General features: G+C 63.7%; 16 protein-coding genes. 12 read left to right on the top strand and 4 right to left on the bottom strand.

Going from position 1 to position 16,751, the window contains the following annotated elements; all coding sequences use genetic code 11:
* The first annotated feature begins 46 nt into the window (after positions 1 to 46).
* The 6 genes from acs to WFP44_RS10080 all read left to right on the top strand — a co-directional run bounded on the left by acs (position 47) and on the right by WFP44_RS10080 (position 5,675).
* Positions 47 to 2,011 (top strand): acetate--CoA ligase, encoded by a 1,965-nt coding sequence (gene acs, locus WFP44_RS10105; protein ID WP_336926440.1) that lies wholly within the window; start codon positions 47 to 49, stop codon positions 2,009 to 2,011.
* Between the two features lie 33 nt (positions 2,012 to 2,044).
* On the top strand, positions 2,045 to 2,677 hold the full coding sequence (locus tag WFP44_RS10100) for a glutathione S-transferase family protein (RefSeq protein ID WP_336926439.1): 633 nt from the start codon (positions 2,045 to 2,047) through the stop codon (positions 2,675 to 2,677).
* Between the two features lie 86 nt (positions 2,678 to 2,763).
* The gene (locus WFP44_RS10095; protein WP_336926438.1) at positions 2,764 to 3,843 is read left to right on the top strand and encodes a DUF8021 domain-containing protein; all 1,080 of its coding nucleotides are present in this window, start codon (positions 2,764 to 2,766) and stop codon (positions 3,841 to 3,843) included.
* A 74-nt stretch (positions 3,844 to 3,917) separates the two neighbouring features.
* Positions 3,918 to 4,295: a PilZ domain-containing protein gene (locus WFP44_RS10090; RefSeq protein WP_336926437.1), complete on the top strand. Its 378-nt coding sequence runs from the start codon at positions 3,918 to 3,920 to the stop codon at positions 4,293 to 4,295.
* A gap of 128 nt (positions 4,296 to 4,423) precedes the next feature.
* Positions 4,424 to 4,828, top strand: coding sequence for a protocatechuate 4,5-dioxygenase subunit alpha (gene ligA / locus WFP44_RS10085; RefSeq protein ID WP_336926436.1), 405 nt, complete (start codon positions 4,424 to 4,426; stop codon positions 4,826 to 4,828).
* A 4-nt stretch (positions 4,829 to 4,832) separates the two neighbouring features.
* Positions 4,833 to 5,675, top strand: coding sequence for a class III extradiol dioxygenase subunit beta (locus WFP44_RS10080; RefSeq protein WP_336926435.1), 843 nt, complete (start codon positions 4,833 to 4,835; stop codon positions 5,673 to 5,675).
* Positions 5,676 to 5,678: 3 nt separating this feature from the next.
* Here WFP44_RS10080 and WFP44_RS10075 read toward each other — a convergent pair whose 3' ends face one another.
* The 3 genes from WFP44_RS10075 to WFP44_RS10065 form a co-directional block, all read right to left on the bottom strand.
* The gene (locus WFP44_RS10075) at positions 5,679 to 6,224 is read right to left on the bottom strand and encodes a cytochrome b (protein ID WP_336926434.1); all 546 of its coding nucleotides are present in this window, start codon (positions 6,222 to 6,224) and stop codon (positions 5,679 to 5,681) included.
* 75 nt (positions 6,225 to 6,299) lie between these two features.
* Positions 6,300 to 7,412 carry a CaiB/BaiF CoA transferase family protein gene (locus WFP44_RS10070; protein WP_336926433.1) on the bottom strand — a complete coding sequence of 371 codons (1,113 nt, stop codon included), beginning with the start codon at positions 7,410 to 7,412 and terminating at the stop codon, positions 6,300 to 6,302.
* Positions 7,413 to 7,425: 13 nt separating this feature from the next.
* Positions 7,426 to 8,463 (bottom strand): amidohydrolase family protein, encoded by a 1,038-nt coding sequence (locus tag WFP44_RS10065; RefSeq protein WP_336926432.1) that lies wholly within the window; start codon positions 8,461 to 8,463, stop codon positions 7,426 to 7,428.
* A 113-nt stretch (positions 8,464 to 8,576) separates the two neighbouring features.
* Between WFP44_RS10065 and WFP44_RS10060 the strand changes: the two genes are divergently transcribed.
* On the top strand, positions 8,577 to 9,575 hold the full coding sequence (locus tag WFP44_RS10060; RefSeq protein ID WP_336926431.1) for a helix-turn-helix domain-containing protein: 999 nt from the start codon (positions 8,577 to 8,579) through the stop codon (positions 9,573 to 9,575).
* Between the two features lie 3 nt (positions 9,576 to 9,578).
* Here WFP44_RS10060 and WFP44_RS10055 read toward each other — a convergent pair whose 3' ends face one another.
* Entirely contained in the window at positions 9,579 to 10,772 is a 1,194-nt protein-coding gene (locus tag WFP44_RS10055; RefSeq protein ID WP_336926430.1) for a cation:proton antiporter, read from the bottom strand.
* A gap of 287 nt (positions 10,773 to 11,059) precedes the next feature.
* Between WFP44_RS10055 and WFP44_RS10050 the strand changes: the two genes are divergently transcribed.
* From WFP44_RS10050 to WFP44_RS10030, 5 genes are read left to right on the top strand one after another with little or no spacing between them, the layout of a single operon-like run.
* The gene (locus WFP44_RS10050; protein ID WP_336926429.1) at positions 11,060 to 12,919 is read left to right on the top strand and encodes a PEP-utilizing enzyme; all 1,860 of its coding nucleotides are present in this window, start codon (positions 11,060 to 11,062) and stop codon (positions 12,917 to 12,919) included.
* A 5-nt stretch (positions 12,920 to 12,924) separates the two neighbouring features.
* The gene (locus WFP44_RS10045; RefSeq protein ID WP_336926428.1) at positions 12,925 to 13,968 is read left to right on the top strand and encodes a PEP/pyruvate-binding domain-containing protein; all 1,044 of its coding nucleotides are present in this window, start codon (positions 12,925 to 12,927) and stop codon (positions 13,966 to 13,968) included.
* The gene (locus WFP44_RS10040) at positions 13,965 to 14,456 is read left to right on the top strand and encodes an acetyl-CoA carboxylase biotin carboxyl carrier protein (protein ID WP_336926427.1); all 492 of its coding nucleotides are present in this window, start codon (positions 13,965 to 13,967) and stop codon (positions 14,454 to 14,456) included. The genes WFP44_RS10045 and WFP44_RS10040 overlap by 4 nt, the downstream gene beginning before the upstream one ends.
* A 1-nt stretch (position 14,457) precedes the next feature.
* Positions 14,458 to 15,918 carry a biotin carboxyl carrier protein gene (locus WFP44_RS10035; RefSeq protein ID WP_336926426.1) on the top strand — a complete coding sequence of 487 codons (1,461 nt, stop codon included), beginning with the start codon at positions 14,458 to 14,460 and terminating at the stop codon, positions 15,916 to 15,918.
* Positions 15,915 to 16,745, top strand: coding sequence for an HAD-IIA family hydrolase (locus WFP44_RS10030; RefSeq protein WP_336926425.1), 831 nt, complete (start codon positions 15,915 to 15,917; stop codon positions 16,743 to 16,745). Before WFP44_RS10035 ends, WFP44_RS10030 begins: the two co-directional genes overlap by 4 nt.
* Positions 16,746 to 16,751 lie beyond the last annotated feature (6 nt).

Raw genomic sequence — 16,751 nt, 5'->3', positions numbered from 1 at the left:
GCGCAATTTCCTACCAGTTCGGCCCAAGTCCAACCGGAGCCACGCAATGCACGAACACAAGAGCCATCCGGTGCCCGCCGAATGGGCGGCGCGCGCACTGATCAACGCGGAACGCTATGCGCAGATGTATGCGCAATCGGTCAACGATCCCGCTGGCTTCTGGGCGAAGGAAATGCACCGGCTGGACTGGATGCGCGTGCCCACACAGATCAAGGATACCAGCTTTGCGGCGGACGATTTCCGCATCAACTGGTTTGCCGACGGCACGCTGAACCTGTCGGCCAATTGCCTTGACCGCCATCTGGACACGCTGGGCGACGAGGTGGCGATCCTGTGGGAACCGGACCATCCCGATACACCCGCCCGCTCTCTGACTTACCGCGAGTTGCATGAGGCGACCTGCCGCTTTGCCAACCTCCTGAAAAGCCACGGCGTGAAGCGCGGCGACCGGGTGACGATTTATCTGCCGATGGTGCCCGAAGCTGCCGTTGCCATGCTCGCCTGCGCGCGTATTGGCGCGGTGCATTCGATCGTCTTTGCCGGCTTCTCGCCCGATGCGCTGGCCGGACGCATCGCGGATTGCGCCAGCACCGTGGTGATTACCGCCGATGAAGGGCTGCGCGGCGGCAAGAAGGTGCCGCTGAAAGCCAATGTCGATGCCGCTTGCGCCAAGGTGCGCGTCGATACCGTCATCCTGCTGCGCCACACAGGCGCCGATGTGCCGTTCATCGAAGGGCGCGATGTGGATTGGGCAACCGCCGTTGCCGCCCACAGCACGGATTGCCCGGCCGAGGAAATGAACGCGGAAGACCCGCTCTTCATCCTCTACACCAGCGGCTCGACCGGCAAGCCCAAGGGCGTGCTGCACACCACAGGCGGTTATGGCGTGTGGGCCAGCATGACGCACCAATACACCTTCGATTACCAGCCCAATCCCGACGGATCGCGCCCGGTCTACTGGTGCGCGGCGGATATCGGCTGGGTCACGGGCCATTCCTATGTCGTTTACGGCCCGCTGATGAACGGCGGGATCACGCTGATGTTCGAAGGCGTGCCCAATTACCCTGATTTCAGCCGCTTCTGGCAGGTGGTGGACAAATACGGCGTGGAGATCTTCTACGCCGCCCCCACGGCCCTGCGCGCGCTGATGCGCGAAGGGGATGAATGGGTGGCGCGCACCAGCCGCAAATCCTTGCGCCTGCTGGGCAGTGTGGGCGAACCGATCAATCCCGAAGCCTGGGAATGGTATTACAATGTCGTGGGCGATGGCCGCTGCCCGATTGCCGACACATGGTGGCAGACCGAGACCGGCGGGCACATGATCACGCCCCTGCCCGGCGCACACGCGCTCAAACCCGGCAGCGCCAGCTTCCCGCTGTTCGGGGTGCAGCCGCAATTGGTAGATCCGGCCAACGGCCATGTGCTGGAAGGCGCAAACGAAGGCGCTCTGGTCCTCACCGACAGCTGGCCGGGGCAGATGCGCACCGTCTACGGCGATCACGCGCGTTTCATCCAGACCTATTTCACCCAGTATCCGGGCAAGTATTTCACCGGCGATGGCTGCCGCCGGGACGCGGACGGCTATTACTGGATCACCGGGCGCATCGACGATGTGATCAATGTCTCCGGCCACCGCATGGGCACCGCGGAAATCGAAAGCGCGCTGGTGGAGCATGACAAGGTGGCTGAAGCTGCGGTGGTGGGAATGCCGCACGACATCAAGGGACAGGGCATCTACGCCTATGTCACCACGATGGACGGAGTGGAGGATACCGACGATCTGCGCCGTGAGCTGATCGCCTGGGTGCGCAAGGAGATCGGCCCCATCGCAACCCCGGATGTGGTGCAGTTCGCCCCCGCCCTGCCCAAGACGCGGAGCGGCAAGATCATGCGCCGCATCCTGCGCAAAATCGCGGAAAACGATGTGGGCAATCTGGGCGATACCAGCACGCTGGCCGATCCATCGGTGGTGGACGATCTGCTGCGAAACAGCCCCCACGCAAAGACCTGATTCCATTGCGGCAAAGGAGGGAGAGCCAGCGCCATGATCACCATCTACCACGTGCCCAATTCGCGCAGCCAGCGCATCGTCTGGCTGATGGAAGAGATGCAGGAGCCGTACCACCTCGAAACCTTCGGCATCCCGGTGCCTGACGATTTCCTGGCGGTGAACCCGCTGGGCGCTGTGCCCACGATCACCGATGATGATGCGGAAACGCCCATCACCATGTTCGAAAGCATCGCCATCTTGCTTTACATCACCGGGCGGCGGCTGGTGGCGGGGAACGAGGCGGCAACCGCGCTTGCCGTCGGCCCGCGCCCCGATCCGGCGCATTACGCCGCGCATCTGCAATTCCTGCATTTTGGCGAGGCCGATCTGGCAACACCCATCGGCACCATTTTCCGCACCCGCGTGTTCACCGGCGAACAGACCAATGCGACGATTGCCGACCAGCTTTCGCAACTGGAAAAGCGGCTCGCCTTTCTCGACAACCATCTGGCGGACGGGCGCAGCTTTGTGACCGGGGAACGCTTTACCATCGCGGATATCTCCATCGGCTACGCCTTCCTTCTGGCCGAGTTTACCCGGTGCGAGATCACCCTGCCGCTGCACGTTGCCGCCTATTGGCAGCGGTTGCAGGCGCGGCCCGGCTACAAGAGATCAGTGGCGGAATAGCGCGCCGGGCCTGTTACAATTTGCCGCTTTCCTGCACGCGCATTGCCGATACACTCTCCCCCCACACCATAACGGGGGAGAGAGTTATGAAGCACGCAATCCGCGCAGGTCTTGCGGCGGCCACCGCCTTGTCCATGGCCGGCATGGCCGCGCCCACCGCCGCGCAATCAGCTGCGCAATCGGTGCACGCGGTCGCCGGCGTTCCGCTGGAGATGGAGCCGCGCAGCTGCGACCGGGCTTGTCTGGAAAGCTATGTCGAACGCTATCTGCAAGCGATGAGCGACGGGGTGGTGGCGGACGATCTGTTTGCCCGCAATGTCCGCTTCACCGAAAACGGCGTGCAATTGCCGCTGGGCAATGAAGGGCTGTGGGCCACAACGGTTTCGCCGCAGGGTTATCGGCTGATCGTGCCCGATGTGGTGACGGGTCAGGTTGCCGCGCTTGTCACCGTGAAGGAGCAGGCGGGCACATCGGCCACCGGCGCAATGCGCGATCCGGAAGCCGTGGGCATTTCGCTGCGCCTGCGGATCGACCGCGAGGGACGGATTTCCGAAGCCGAACAGGTCGTCGCCCGGCCCGACCGGCCGCTGGGCGCGGCAAGCGGCCCGTCGAGCGACCCCTTCCCCGCCACCGGAGCCGCGGTGGAAGCCATCGGATCGCCCTGGCCTGGATATTTGCGAGCCGTGCCCGAAGGCGAGCGCCATTCGCGCGCCGAGCTTGTCGAATATGCCAACGCCTATTTCGAAGCGGTGGAGCGCAACACCACGCGCGATTTCTACCCCTTCAGCGAGGATTGCCTGCGGCTGGAAAACGGCATGATTGCCGCGGCCTCCGATGCCGAGCGCGCCGCTTTGCCCGACCGTCCGGCTTTCGGCAGCGTGCAGACCTGCCGGGGCCAGTTCGAGACCAGCCTTGTCGGCACCGTCACCAGCGTGCGCGACCGGCGCGTGGTGGCGGTCGATCAGGAACGCGGTGTCGTTTTCGCCTTCGCCTTTTTCGATCACCGGCCGATCAACTGGACATGGCAACTGGGCGAATTGTTCAAGGTTGAAGGCGGCCTCATCACCCGGATCGAGGCAATCTTCATCCGCGGCCCCTATGGCATCTGTTCGGGCTGGAGCACCTATGAACAATGCCGCAGCGAGGAAGTGATGGATGTGCGCTGAGGCTTAGGTAACCATCCCTAGGTGCGCGCTGGAGCGCTTTCAGCATCTTTCGGGGCATGGTTTGCGCCATGGAAATGGCCCGCAAACCTGCTGTCCCGATCGGCCGCCGGCGCGATGCGCGGTTGCGGCTTGGCGTGCCCGCGCAGCTGATCACGCTGGCGGGGCAATATACGGTTTGCCTTGCGGATCTGTCGCAATCGGGCGCGCACGTCGCGGCGCGCCAGCCATTCGAAGTCAGCCGCGATGCCGTGCTCAGCTGGATGGGATTCGAAGCGTTCGGCCGCGTCGTCTGGCACCGCGGCAGCGAGGCGGGGATCGAATTCGACGAATTGCTGCCGGAAGCCGTATTGCTTCAGACCCGCCAGCAGGTGGACAGCGGCAAGGTGCGCAGTTTCGAGGAAGAGCTCTACGAAGGTGCGCGAAGCTGGTATCTCAATTACAGGAACACCTGACCATCGCCGCGTTTCGCGCAAGAGGTGGTGCAAAAATCGCAAGGTGTGGTGTATGGTCGCGCGCAAATCGCGCTGATAGGGCGCGCTGCCTGTCCATCCGCTAGGGCCAACCGAAAAGGGCCACACCAATGCCGCGCACCCGCCTTTATTCGCTCGACGAATTGGAAGACATTCCCGGCACGCTGGTTTTCAACGCCCGCCGCAGCCGCCAGGCCTATCACCTGCACAAATTCTGCATGAGCCTGATGCAGGAGGACAACCGCACCGCCTTCCGCGCGGACGAGCGCGCCTATCTCGACCGGTTCAAGATGACCGAGGAGCAGAAGCAGGCCGTGCTGGCGCGCGACCTCACCCGCCTCATTGAGCTGGGCGGCAATATGTATTTCCTCGTCAAGATTGCCAGCACCGACGGGTGGAGCGCGCAGAAAGCTGTCTCCTCGATGAGCGGAATGAGCGCGGAGGATTACGCCAGGATGATGCTGGAAGGCGGCCGTTCGCCCGAAGGCCTGCGTTCCAAGCGCGAAGGAAACTGATACCATGGCCCGCATCACCGCCGGCATCGCCACCAGCCACGTCCCCGCCATCGGCGCCGCAATCGACAATGGCCGCACGGGCGACGAATACTGGAAGCCGGTTTTCGAAGGCTACGAATTCGTCAAGGAATGGGTGAAGGACAACACGCCCGACGTGGTGATCCTGTGCTACAACGATCACGCATCGGCCCTGATGCTCGACATCGTGCCCACTTTCGCCATCGGCTTTGCGGAGGAGTTCCTGCCCGCCGATGAAGGCTGGGGCCGCCGCCCCGTGCCCGTGGTGCACAACCATCTGGATCTGGCCGCGCATATTGCCGAACAATTGGTGATCGACGAATTCGACATCACGCTGATCAACGAGATGGATGTCGATCACGGCCTGACCGTGCCGCTCAGCCTCGTGTTCGGCCAGCCCGAAGAATGGCCGTGCAAGGTCATCCCGCTGGCCGTCAATGTTACCCAGTTTCCCACTCCGTCGGGCGAACGCTGCTGGAAGCTGGGCGAGGCGATCCGCAACGCGGTCAAGACCTTTCCGGAAGACCTGAAGGTGCAGGTCTGGGGCACAGGCGGAATGAGCCACCAGTTGCAGGGCACGCGCGCGGGCCTCATCAATGCCGAGTTCGACCAGCGCTTTATCGATCTGCTGGCGCATGAGCCGGAGGAACTGGTGCCGATGACGCGCCTTGAATATCTGCGCGAGGCGGGCACTGAGGGGATCGAACTGATCATGTGGCTGATCATGCGCGCCGCGCTGGGTTACGGCGTGGAGGAAAAGCACCGCTTCTACCGTGTGCCTGCCAGCAATACGGCGGTGGGCCATGTGGTGTACGAAACGCGCAGCTAGGCGTCAGACCGGGCCGGGCATCATCCGCCGCATCAGCCCGTCCTTCAGCACATAATGGTGGAACAGCGATGCGGCGGCGTGCAGGCCGATCAGCCAGTATCCCAGCGTGCCGCCCAGTTCGTGCAGTTCTTCCACATTGTGCGCCAGATTGCGGTCAACCGGGGCAATAGCCGGCAGGCTGAAGCCCCAAAAGGGGATCGCGTTACCCTCCGCGCTCAGGATCACCCAGCCCGCCAGCGGCATCCCTATCATCAGCGCATACAGCGCCAGATGCACACCCTTTGCCGCCAGACTGCGCCATGCCGGTTCATTCAGCGGAGCCGGCGTGGGCATAAGCAGCCGCGCCACGATCCGCAGCCAAACCAGCGCAAAGACCGAGAGGCCCAGCGTGAAATGCCATGCCTTCATCGCCTCACCCGCATCGCTCCCGCGGGGATAGAATTCGCGCAGTTCGATGGCCGCATAAACGCCGATGAACAGCGCCAGCATCAACCAGTGCAGAGCGATGGACACCGTGCTGTAACGCGAAACTGCCGCTCGATGAGTCATGGAGAAGCCGCCTTTCCGTGCCCTTCTCCTACGGCAGGGGCAGCCATGCATTGACGGGCGTCAAGACGTGCCGCCCTATCCTTCCTCGCCCAGCATGGGCGACGGGCGCGGTGCCGCCAGATCGGCATCGGAAAAGCGGATGGGGGTGCGCAGGCCGCGAATGCCTTCCGCCATGCTCAGCACCATGCCGCGCGCCGCAATCTGCGGATCGGCCAGCGCCTGCTCCACCGTGTTGATCGGCCCGGCGGGGATGCCCTCCCCCTCCAGCGCGGCGAGCAGGGCGTCGCGCTCCCAATCCTGTGTGCGGCCGGCAACAGCAGCTGACACTGCCGCCCGGTCGGCCACGCGGCCTGCATTGGTTGCCCAATTCTCAGGCGGGTTCAGGTCGAGCAGATCGGCCAGCCGCGCAAACTGGCTGTCATTACCCACCGCGATGATCGCCCAGCCATCGGCGCAGGCGAACGCCTCGTAGGGCACGATATTGGGATGCGCATTGCCCAGCCGCGTGGGACAGTGCCCGCTTGCCAGATAATTCATCGCCTGATTGGCCAGCGTGCCCACCATCACATCGAGCAGCGCCATGTCGACCATCTGCCCCTGCCCCGTCTGCTGCCGCATATGCAGCGCGGCCTGAATGCCGATCACCGCGTAAAGTCCGGTCAATATATCGGCATAGGCGACACCGATCTTCATCGGCGGGCCATCGGGCGCGCCGGTCAGGTCCATGATCCCGCTCATCCCCTGCACGATGAAATCGTAACCGGGCCGCGCGGCATAGGGGCCGTCCTGCCCGAATCCGGTGATCGAGCAATAGACGACCCGCGGATTGATCGCTTTCACGCTCTCGTAATCAAGGCCGAAGGGGACAAGCCCGCCCAGCTTGAAATTCTCGATAACGACATCCGCATCGCGGATCAGGTCGAGCACATGGGCCAGATCATGCGGATCGCGGAAATCGGCGATTATGCTCGCCTTGCCGCGGTTGGCGGCGTGGAAATAGGCGGCGTCGCGGCTGCCATCGGCACGCTCGATAAAGGGCGGGCCCCAGCCGCGCGTGTCATCGCCGCCGGGGCTTTCCACCTTGACCACATCTGCACCCAGATCCGCCAGCACCTGCCCGGCCCACGGCCCGGCAAGGATGCGGGCAAGTTCGACGACCTTGATGCCAGCCAGCGGGGTTTTGGCCATGCGATGCGTTTCCTTATTCGGGCGCGATATGGAACACCCGCTCCGCATTGCCGTGGCACAGGGCGTGGCGCTCGGCATCGGTGCAGGCGAAGTTCTCGATGAAATCGACCGCGGGCTTCATCGGCTGGTAGGGGTAATCGATCGCCCAGATGACATTGTCGATCCCCATCCGGTCGATGGCATAGCGCAACGCCAACGGGTCTTCCACACCGCTGGTGGTGAACACGAAATTGTCGCGGAAATATTCCTCCATGCTCCGCTCGGTCTTGGGCGCGCGGCCCACTTTCTGCGCACGGCTGTTCATGAAATTGATGCGCCAGATGAAGTAGGGCACCATCTCGCCCATATGGCCCACGCAGATGCGCAATTTGGGAAAGCGATCGAACAGGCCGCTGGCCATCATGCGCAGCATATTGGTGCCCACTTCCACGCCGTAACCCCACATGGCGCTGTCCATGGCATAGTCCTGCAACGGGCCTTTCAGCGTGTCGGACGGCCCGCGCGGGTGGATATAGATCGTCGCATCGAGCGCCTCGGCCGCCTCGAAGATCGGCCAGAAGCGGTAATCATCGAAATAGTCGCCATTGGTATGCCCGTTGACGATGAGGCCGTTCAATTTGAGTTCGCCCATCACCCGCTCAACCTCTTTTGCCGCGCGCTTGGGGCTGTGCGGGGCAAAGCTGCCAAGGCCGGCAAAACGCGTGGGACGCTTGGCGCAGATTTCAGCCAGGCGATCGTTTGCAAGGGCAGCCAGTTCAGTGGCGGTATCGGCATCGAACATCTGCACGCCGGGCGCGGTCAGCGTTAGCAGGTGCATATCCACGCCATATTCGTCCATCTGCGGCAGGCGCTGTTCTTCCACATCCAGCAGGCCGTTGAGGAAGTTCATCTTGCCATAGCCGCTGGTATCGTGGTCGGCGTCGTAAATGCCCTTCACCAGCAGCTTGTCGAGGCTTTGCGTCGGGCTGCGGGCAACCTTCTGCAATTCGGCGGCGACTTCGGGGATCGTCCAGGCTTCTTCACAGGCGATCAGGCGGCATTTGTTTCCCATGTGCGTTCTCTCCCACCACACAATTCGTGTGCCCGGCAAAGTAGCGCGCACAGCAAAACCGGCAAGCGCAATGGAATCTTGCCGTTCCCCCACGGCTTGACTAGCCTGCCCGCATGGCCCGACACGCCCCGTTACCGGATACACGGCAGGACGCCAGCTGGAGCAGCACCGGCCTCGCCCGGCCCGAGGCGATCGATGCTTGGCGCGAATGGGCTGCCAGCACCATCGCCCCGATCGAAGTGGAGGTTTTCGATCCCAACGCGTTCGCCGCACGCTGGGTCAGCCATGGCATCGGGCAATTGCGCCTGTTGCAAATCTACGCGCCGGCGCAGCGTGTGACTCATGTCGGCACCGAAGGCATGGCCATGCGCGCCACTCCGTCGATTCAGCTCGTTTACGCCCGCAGCGGGGTGCTGAAGACCTCGATCGGGGGGCGCACCTTCGATGTCGCGCCGGGCCAGTTCGTTCTGCTGGACAATACCCGCTTCTACCAGATGGAAATGGCCACACCGCATGAAGCGGTGGATCTGATGATGCCGCAGGGGTGGCTGGAACGGTATGTGCCCGATCCCGCAGCGCTGCTGGGCCGTTCAATCTGTGCGCGTAAAGGGTGGGGCGCGCCGCTGGGCGCCTTTATTGAAACCATCATGGATGGCGGGCTGGACGCCGCTCCGCTGCCCCGGCCACTGATCGCAGAGCAATTCGGCAGCCTGCTGGCGCTGGCGACCGGCTCGCCCGATGCAGCGGAGCCTGTGCGCAGCATTGGCCGGCACAAGAACCAGCTGGCCGCGCGCATCCTGCGACAGATCGAGCGGGATTATGCCGATCCCGAACTCTCGCCCGAAACCGTGGCGGCCGAGGTGGGCATTTCGAAGCGCTATCTGCAAACGCTGCTGGCAGCCAGCGGCACCAGCTTCGTCGCGGAACTCAACGCCACGCGGCTTGATCGGGCAGGTGATATGCTGACCGATCCGCGCGCAGCGGGGCTGGCGATTGCCGATGTGGCCTACCGCACGGGCTTTCTCGACCCGGCCTATTTTGCACGCCTGTTCCGCAAGCGTTTCGGCATTACCCCGCGCCAATGGCGCGCGGGCAATGCGCCGCAGAGTTGATCGTCAGGCTGCGCCCGTCAGTTTCCGCAGCTTCGGCGTCACCATCGGCACGGTCAGCATGGTGCTGGCCACCGCCATCAGCAACAGCGCGGTGAAGGTCTGGCTGGTGATGATGTCTTTATCCAGCAGCACATTGGCAAAGATGATCATGATTAGCGCCTTGGTCTGAAGCAGCCAACCGATCACGCTCGCCTCGCCCTTTTTCCAGCCCAGTATGCGCCCGGCGATCTGCACGCCAAGCACCTTGCCGCCCACCGATGCCGCCAGCAGCAGCGCCGCCACCGCGAACACCGCCAGCCCGCCGCCCTCCCAACTGGTGCGCAGGCCCGTCGACAGGAAGAACACCGGCATCACGGTGAGGAGGATCACGCCGCGGAAAATATCCAGCCGCTCTTCCCCAAACCACTCCCGGTCAAGCACACAGCCCGCCAGGAATGCGCCCACCATGTAATGCAGCCCCGCCCAGTCCGCGACCAGCCCGCACATCGCCAGCCACACCAGCGCCACGAACCAGCGGTCATTCTGCGACAGGCGGCGCATCAGGGCGCGCATGGCCCATGCCGCTGCGATGAAGAAGACAAGGAAGGCACCCTGCCGCGCAATCCGTTCCACATCGAGCAGGATCAGCGCCAGCACCGCCCAGATTGCCAGATCATCGAGACTGGCATAGCGCAGCAGGCGCTGGCCCAGCTCTTTGCGGAAGATTTCCAGCTTTTCCATCAGCAGCACCAGAATGGGCAGCGCCGTCACCGCGCAGGCCATGCCGATGCCCAGCACGCCTTGGTAATAGAACCCCTGCGGACCAAGCCAGCCGGGCCATGACAGGATCAGAACCGCCGCCGCCGCTCCTGCCAGCAACGGCACGATCAAGGCCAGGCTTGCCGTGATCGCGGTTTCGCGCCGGTCCTTCCACGCGGCCGCCAGATCAAGCTCCACCCCGGCGACAAAGACGAACATCATCACCGCCCACCACGCTATGCCGTTGAGCGCGCCGATCACATCGGGCGTGAAGATCGTCTGATAATAGGCGGGGAACGCCGCGCCCAGCACACCGGGCCCCAGGATGATGCCCGCCACAATCTGCACCACCACCAGCGGTGCAAAGTAATCCGTCTTGAAAACCCGCCACACCAGATAGGGGACCGCGAGGATGATTGTTAGCGCTATCAGGAAAAGTTCTGTTGTAGTAACAATCATTTACCGCAACCTTGATCCAGAAGTTAGACAAAATGCCCTGCGCTTTTGTCCTGTTTGATCTGCGCGCGAATCCTCACGCGATGCTGCTTGATGCAGTAGTCTCCCCATCAAGACAATTGTCTGCGGCGCTTCGGGTCGAAAGGAAGTGTCCACAAGTTCAGGCTCGGAGAGGAGACCTGGGTGCGCCGCCACCGCCCATAAGAGGCGGGGCGGCGCTCCGAACATCAGGCCGAACATCAGGCCGGTTGGCGCTTTCACCGATCGGCCCGACGCTGAAAGGTGACAATGTGACGAAAACGCAAAAGGGGTTCCCCCTCCCCAGTTCGTTGACCGTGGTGCCTGGCACCGAAGCGGCGCAGGCCGCCTATCCCTACTACACCCAGTTCGTGCCCGAAGATGACGGCAAGTTCTGGTTCTATAATTCGATGCATTTCCCCGAACCGATGCATCATTTCGACATGATCACGGCAGAGGCGGCCTATGTCGCCATGGGCGCGTTCAACACGCGCGTGCACGTGCTGCCCACGGCAAAGGGCGTCGATCACCGCATCATCAATGGGCGCGTCTATATCGGCGGCGTGGTGGTGACCGATCCGGACGAGATCGCCGAACGCGTGGGCGAATTCCAGCAGCGCGCCTTCTGGTATTACGAGAACTGGGAGAGCCTTTACGACCAGTGGAAGGACAAGATGAAGGCGCTGATTGCCGAGGCGCAGGCGCTGCCCACTCCGTCCCTCCCCGATTACGAGCCGCTGGCGACCTTCAAGGAAGGCAATGCGGTGGCCGCCAGCCACAGCCTGCTCGACATCTATCAGAAGCAGATCGAAGGGTACCACCGGATGTGGCACCATCATTTCGAATTCCTGCTGCTGGGTTACGGCGCCTACATGACGTTCTTCGATTTCTGCAAGAAGGCCTTCCCGGAGATTTCGGATCAGGCGATCAGCCGCATGGTCGCCGGGATGGAAGCCGAAATCTTCCGCCCGGACGAGGAGGTGAAGCGCCTCGCCCGCCGCGCGGTGGAGCTTGGCGTCGATCACCATTTCACCGACAGCGTGAACATCGATCAGGTGCTGGCCGATCTGGACAAGGTCAGTGGCGGCAAGGATTGGCTGGCCGAACTGGAGGTGAGCCGCAACCCGTGGTTCAACGTGTCCAGCGGCGATGGCTTCTACCACTATCACCGCAGCTGGCAGGATGACCTGTCGATGCCGTTTGCCGCACTTCCCGGCTATATCGAGAAGATCAAGGCGGGCCAGAATATCGAGCGCCCGACCGAGCAGTTGATCGCAGAGCGCGAGGCGCTGGTGCGTGATTACCGCGAACTGCTCGATACCGAGGAGGACAAGGCGACCTACGACCAGTTGATCGAACTGGCGCACCGCGTGTTCCCCTATGTCGAGGGGCACAAGTTCTATTGCGAGCATTGGTACACCAACCTGTTCTTCAACAAGATCCGCGAGTTCGGCCGCCTGCTGCTGGCGCACGGCTTTTTCGGGCCGGACGGCGTGGAAGAGGACGTGTTCCACCTCACCCGCTATGAACTGGAAGCCGCAATTCAGGATCTGATGCTCAGCTGGGGCGTGGGCGCAGAGCCGCGCGGGCCGCAACACTGGCCGCCGATCATTGCGACGCGCAAGGCCGCGATTGCCGAATGGGCCAGGCACCCCACGCCCCCTGCCCTTGGCAATGTGCCCGATGCGATCGACGATCCGGCGATCAATATGCTGTGGGGCATCACCCGCGAAAACCTCGACAGCTGGCTGGATGACGGGTCGGAAAACACGAACGAACTGAAGGGCTTTGCCGCCTGTTCGGGCGTGGTCGAAGGCACGGCGCGCGTGGTCAAATCGGTCAGCGAAATCAGCCGCCTTGAGCAGGGCGATATTCTGGTGTGTCAGGTGACCAACCCCACATGGTCGCCCATCTTCCAGAAGATCAGCGCGGCGGTATCCGACATTGGCGGATCGATGAGCCATATGGCCATCGTGGCGCGCGAATACGGCCTGCCCGCGGTGGTCGGCACCGGCACGGCCACTTTGCGCATCAAGGACGGCCAGCGCATCCGCGTCGATGGCGGGCGCGGCATTGTGACCATTCTGGACGATGTGGCACCGGCTGCCGAGCCCGTGCTGGAGGATGCCTGAACGCCATGTCCAACGCGGTTTCGTGGTTTGCCGATGTCGGCATTGCCGACCGTCCCACCGTGGGCGGCAAGGGCGGCTCGCTGGGTGAGCTGACACGGGCCGGCATCGCCGTTCCGCCCGGCTTTGTCGTCACCACCCACGCCTTTGAGGAGTTCCTGAACGCCCTCGAAGCGCGCGAGAGCGTGCGCGACAAGGTGGAAGCGCTTGACCCCACCGATCTGGGCGCGGCCACGCGGCTGTCGGAACAGTTGCGCGCGCGCGTGATGGGCGAACCCATGCCGCCGCAGGTCGAAACCGCGATCATGGCGGCAATGCGCGAATTGTGCGCCGATGGGCAGCCGGTGGCCGTGCGTTCCAGCGCCACCACCGAGGATGCCGAGGACGCCAGCTTTGCAGGGCTTCAGGATACCTTCCTGTGGGTGCTGACGCCGGAGGAGATGGCGCAGAAGGTGCGCGAATGCTGGGGCAGCCTCTATTCGGTGGAAAGCATGACCTACCGCCGCAAGCAGGATTTTCCCGAAAGCGGCGTGGCGATGGCGGTGGTGGTGCAGCGCATGGTCGATGCCGCCTGCGCAGGCGTGATGTTCACGCGCAGCCCCACCACGGGTGACAAGTCCGTCATCACCATCGAGGGCGCCTGGGGGCTGGGCAGCGCGGTCGTATCGGGCGAAGTGACGCCGGATCGCTGGGTGATCGGCAAGATCACCGGCGACATTTCGGTGCGCGACATTTCGGATAAGCACGCCAAGCAGGTGCCCGCCCCCGGCGGCGGCATTATCGAGGTGGAATTGCACGGCGAGGAGCGCACCACCCCCTGCCTTACCGACGAACAATTGCTGGCCTTGCGCGAAGTGGGCCGCCGGGTGGAACGCCATTACGGCAAGCCGCAGGATATCGAATGGGCGCTGGACAAGGCAGGCAATATCCTGCTGCTGCAATCGCGCCCCGAAACGGTGTGGGCGGTGAAGGATGCCGAGGCCAAGCCCGTCGCTGCTCCGGTCGCCAATCCGATGGCGCATATCATGAACATTTTTGGGGGCAAGAAGTGACCCGACTGACCGGCAAGGATATTGCCGAAATCGCCAAGCTGCTGGACGAAAGCCAGTTCGCCAGCCTTGACCTGACCATGGGCGAATTTCGTCTGCGCATCCGCCGCGATGGCGGGGGTGGAGGCGGCTGGGCCGATGACGAGGAAGGCGTAAGCGAACCTGCTCCGCGTGCCGCGCCGCGCGCGGCTGCCCCAACTCCTGCTCCGACTTCTGCCGCAACTGCCCCTGCTGGCGGCCCCGCCGCGGGAGAAGTCGATGTGCCCGCCCCGCTGCTCGGCAATTACTACGCCGCGCCGCGTCCGGGTGAACCGCCCTTTGTGCAGGTTGGCGACACGGTGGGCCCTGATACGACCATCGGGATTATCGAGGTGATGAAGCTGATGAACCCGATCCGCGCCGGTGTTGCCGGCACGGTGACCGCGCTGCTCGCCGAAAACGGCAAGGCGGTGGAGGAAGGCCAGGCGCTTATCCGGGTAAAGGTAAGCTGACATGGCGACAATCCGCATTGTCGAAACCAGTCTGCGCGATGGCAACCAGTGTCTGTGGGGCGCGCTGGGGGTCAACACCGCCAAGACGCTGACCATCGCGCCTGCGATGGAGCGCGCCGGATACAAGGCGATCGATTTCACCACTTCCACCCATATGGGTGTGGCCGTCCGCTACAAGCAGGAGAACCCGTGGGAACGCATCCGCGCGATGGCGGATATCTGCAAGACCACGCCGCTCCAGTTCCTGTCCACCGGCTTCCGCTTCATCGCGTGGGAGACGGCCAGCCCCGAATTCATGGAGCTGGCCTTCCGCACGCTGGCCACCAACGGCATTCGCCGCTTTGCGCTGGCCGATCCGATGAACGATGCGGCCAGCAATGTCGAAGTCGCCCGGCTGGTGAAGCGTGCGGGCGGCGAACAGGTGGTGGGCGCGCTGGTCTTTTCGATCAGCCCCATCCATGACGATGCGCATTATGCCACCGCCGCCCGCCTGATGGCAGCCAGCCCCGATATCGACGCGCTGTATATCAAGGATCCGGGTGGCCTGCTCACCCCCAAGCGCGCGCAGACGCTGATCCCCGCCATTCTGGCCGAGATTGGCGACAAGGAGCTGGAACTGCACAACCACTGCACCATCGGCCTTGCCGAACCGGCCTGTCTGGAGGCCGCGGATCTGGGCGTGGCGGCGGTGCAATGCGCCAGCGGCGGCGCAGCGGACGGCACCAGCAACCCGCCGATCACGCGCATGATCGCAAACTTGCGCGCAGCGGGTCACGATGTGCCGATCGATGACGAGGCGGCGCAGGAAGTGGCCGATTTCTGGACTGCCGTGGCCGAGGCCGAAGGGCTTCCCACCGGCAGCCCGATGGCGTTTGACGCCGCCTATTTCCATCACAATCTGCCCGGCGGAATGGTGGGCACGATGCGCCGCCATCTGGCCGACCAGCGCGTGCCGCATCTGGAAGGCGCGGTGATCGAGGAAATCGGCCGCGTGCGGCAGGAACTGGGCTGGCCCATCGTGATGACGCCCTTTGCCCAGATGCTGCAAACGCAGGCGGTGATGAATGTGACGGGCAAGGAACGCTGGGGCGTGATCCCGGACGAGATCATCCGTTTTGCCATCGGCAAGTTCGGGCGGCCCAACGCGCCGGTCGATCCGCAAGTGATGGACCGCATCATGGCCAATCCGCGCACCAGGGAATTGCAGGCCGAAACCGGCATGGCCGACCTCAAGACTCTGCGGAAACGCATCGGGGAAAACCTCTCGGACGAGGAATTCCTGCTGCGTGCCACCATGCCCGCCGAACTGGTCGATGCGATGCAGGCCGCCGGCCCCGCGCCGCGCGAATACGATCCCGATACGGTGGCGGTGATGGCGCTGGTGCGCGAAGTGCTGAAACGCCGCGATGTCTCCGCGTTCGAGATCGCCAAGGGCGATTTCAAGCTGGAGGTTTCGGCATGACCTTACCACGCCAGCCGAAAGGCTTCATGTTCGACCTCGACGGCACGCTGATCCTTTCGAACCGCAAGCTGGGCGGCTACACCGCCATTCCCGGCGCGGCCGAGGCGCTGGAGGATCTGAACCGGCGCGGCATCCCGTGGATCGCGCTGACCAATGGCAGCGCCTACCCGTCACGCGTGCAGGGGCCGAAACTGCGCGATGTCGGCCTGCCCATTCCCGACGCCCAGCTTTTCACGCCCAATTCGGTGGCGGCCAAGGTGATGTGCGCGCGCCGCTATTCCAATGTGCTGGTGCTGGGGCTGGACAGCGTGGCCGAGGCGCTCACCGAACTGGGCGTGACCTGCTCGATGCTGGGTGATGAGGCGGCGAAGAGCGCCGATGCGGTCTATGTCGCCTGGCACCCGGACTGCGTGATGGATCACATCCACCTCGCCTGCGAGCGCGTGCTGGACGGGGCCGCGTTGCTCTCGGCTTCGGATGTTCCGTTTTTTGCGACCAGGGAAGGCCGCAGCTTTGGCTATTCCTGCGCCATCAACGGCGCGATTGCCCGCGTGACCGGGGTGGAACCGGAACCTTGCGGCAAGCCTTCGCTCCACGCGATGGAAGTGATTGCCGAAACGCTGGGCGTCCCCATGCAGGGTGTGGGCGTGGTCGGCGATGATGCCGTGGCCGAAATGCAGATGGCGCGCAGCACCGGCGCGATTGGCATCGCCGTGACAAGCGGCAGCACCAGCGCACAGGAATGGGCCGCCCAGCCCCCGGCGCGCGCGCCGCATCTGGTGATCGGCAATATCGGGGAACTGGCGGCGGCCTGCGGGCTGGACTAGTCTGCT

This window comes from Alteraurantiacibacter palmitatis, assembly GCF_037154115.1.
Taxonomy (GTDB): domain Bacteria; phylum Pseudomonadota; class Alphaproteobacteria; order Sphingomonadales; family Sphingomonadaceae; genus Alteraurantiacibacter; species Alteraurantiacibacter palmitatis.
Note: the sequence above shows the minus strand (reverse complement) of the source record. Positions and strands in the feature narration are given on the sequence as shown.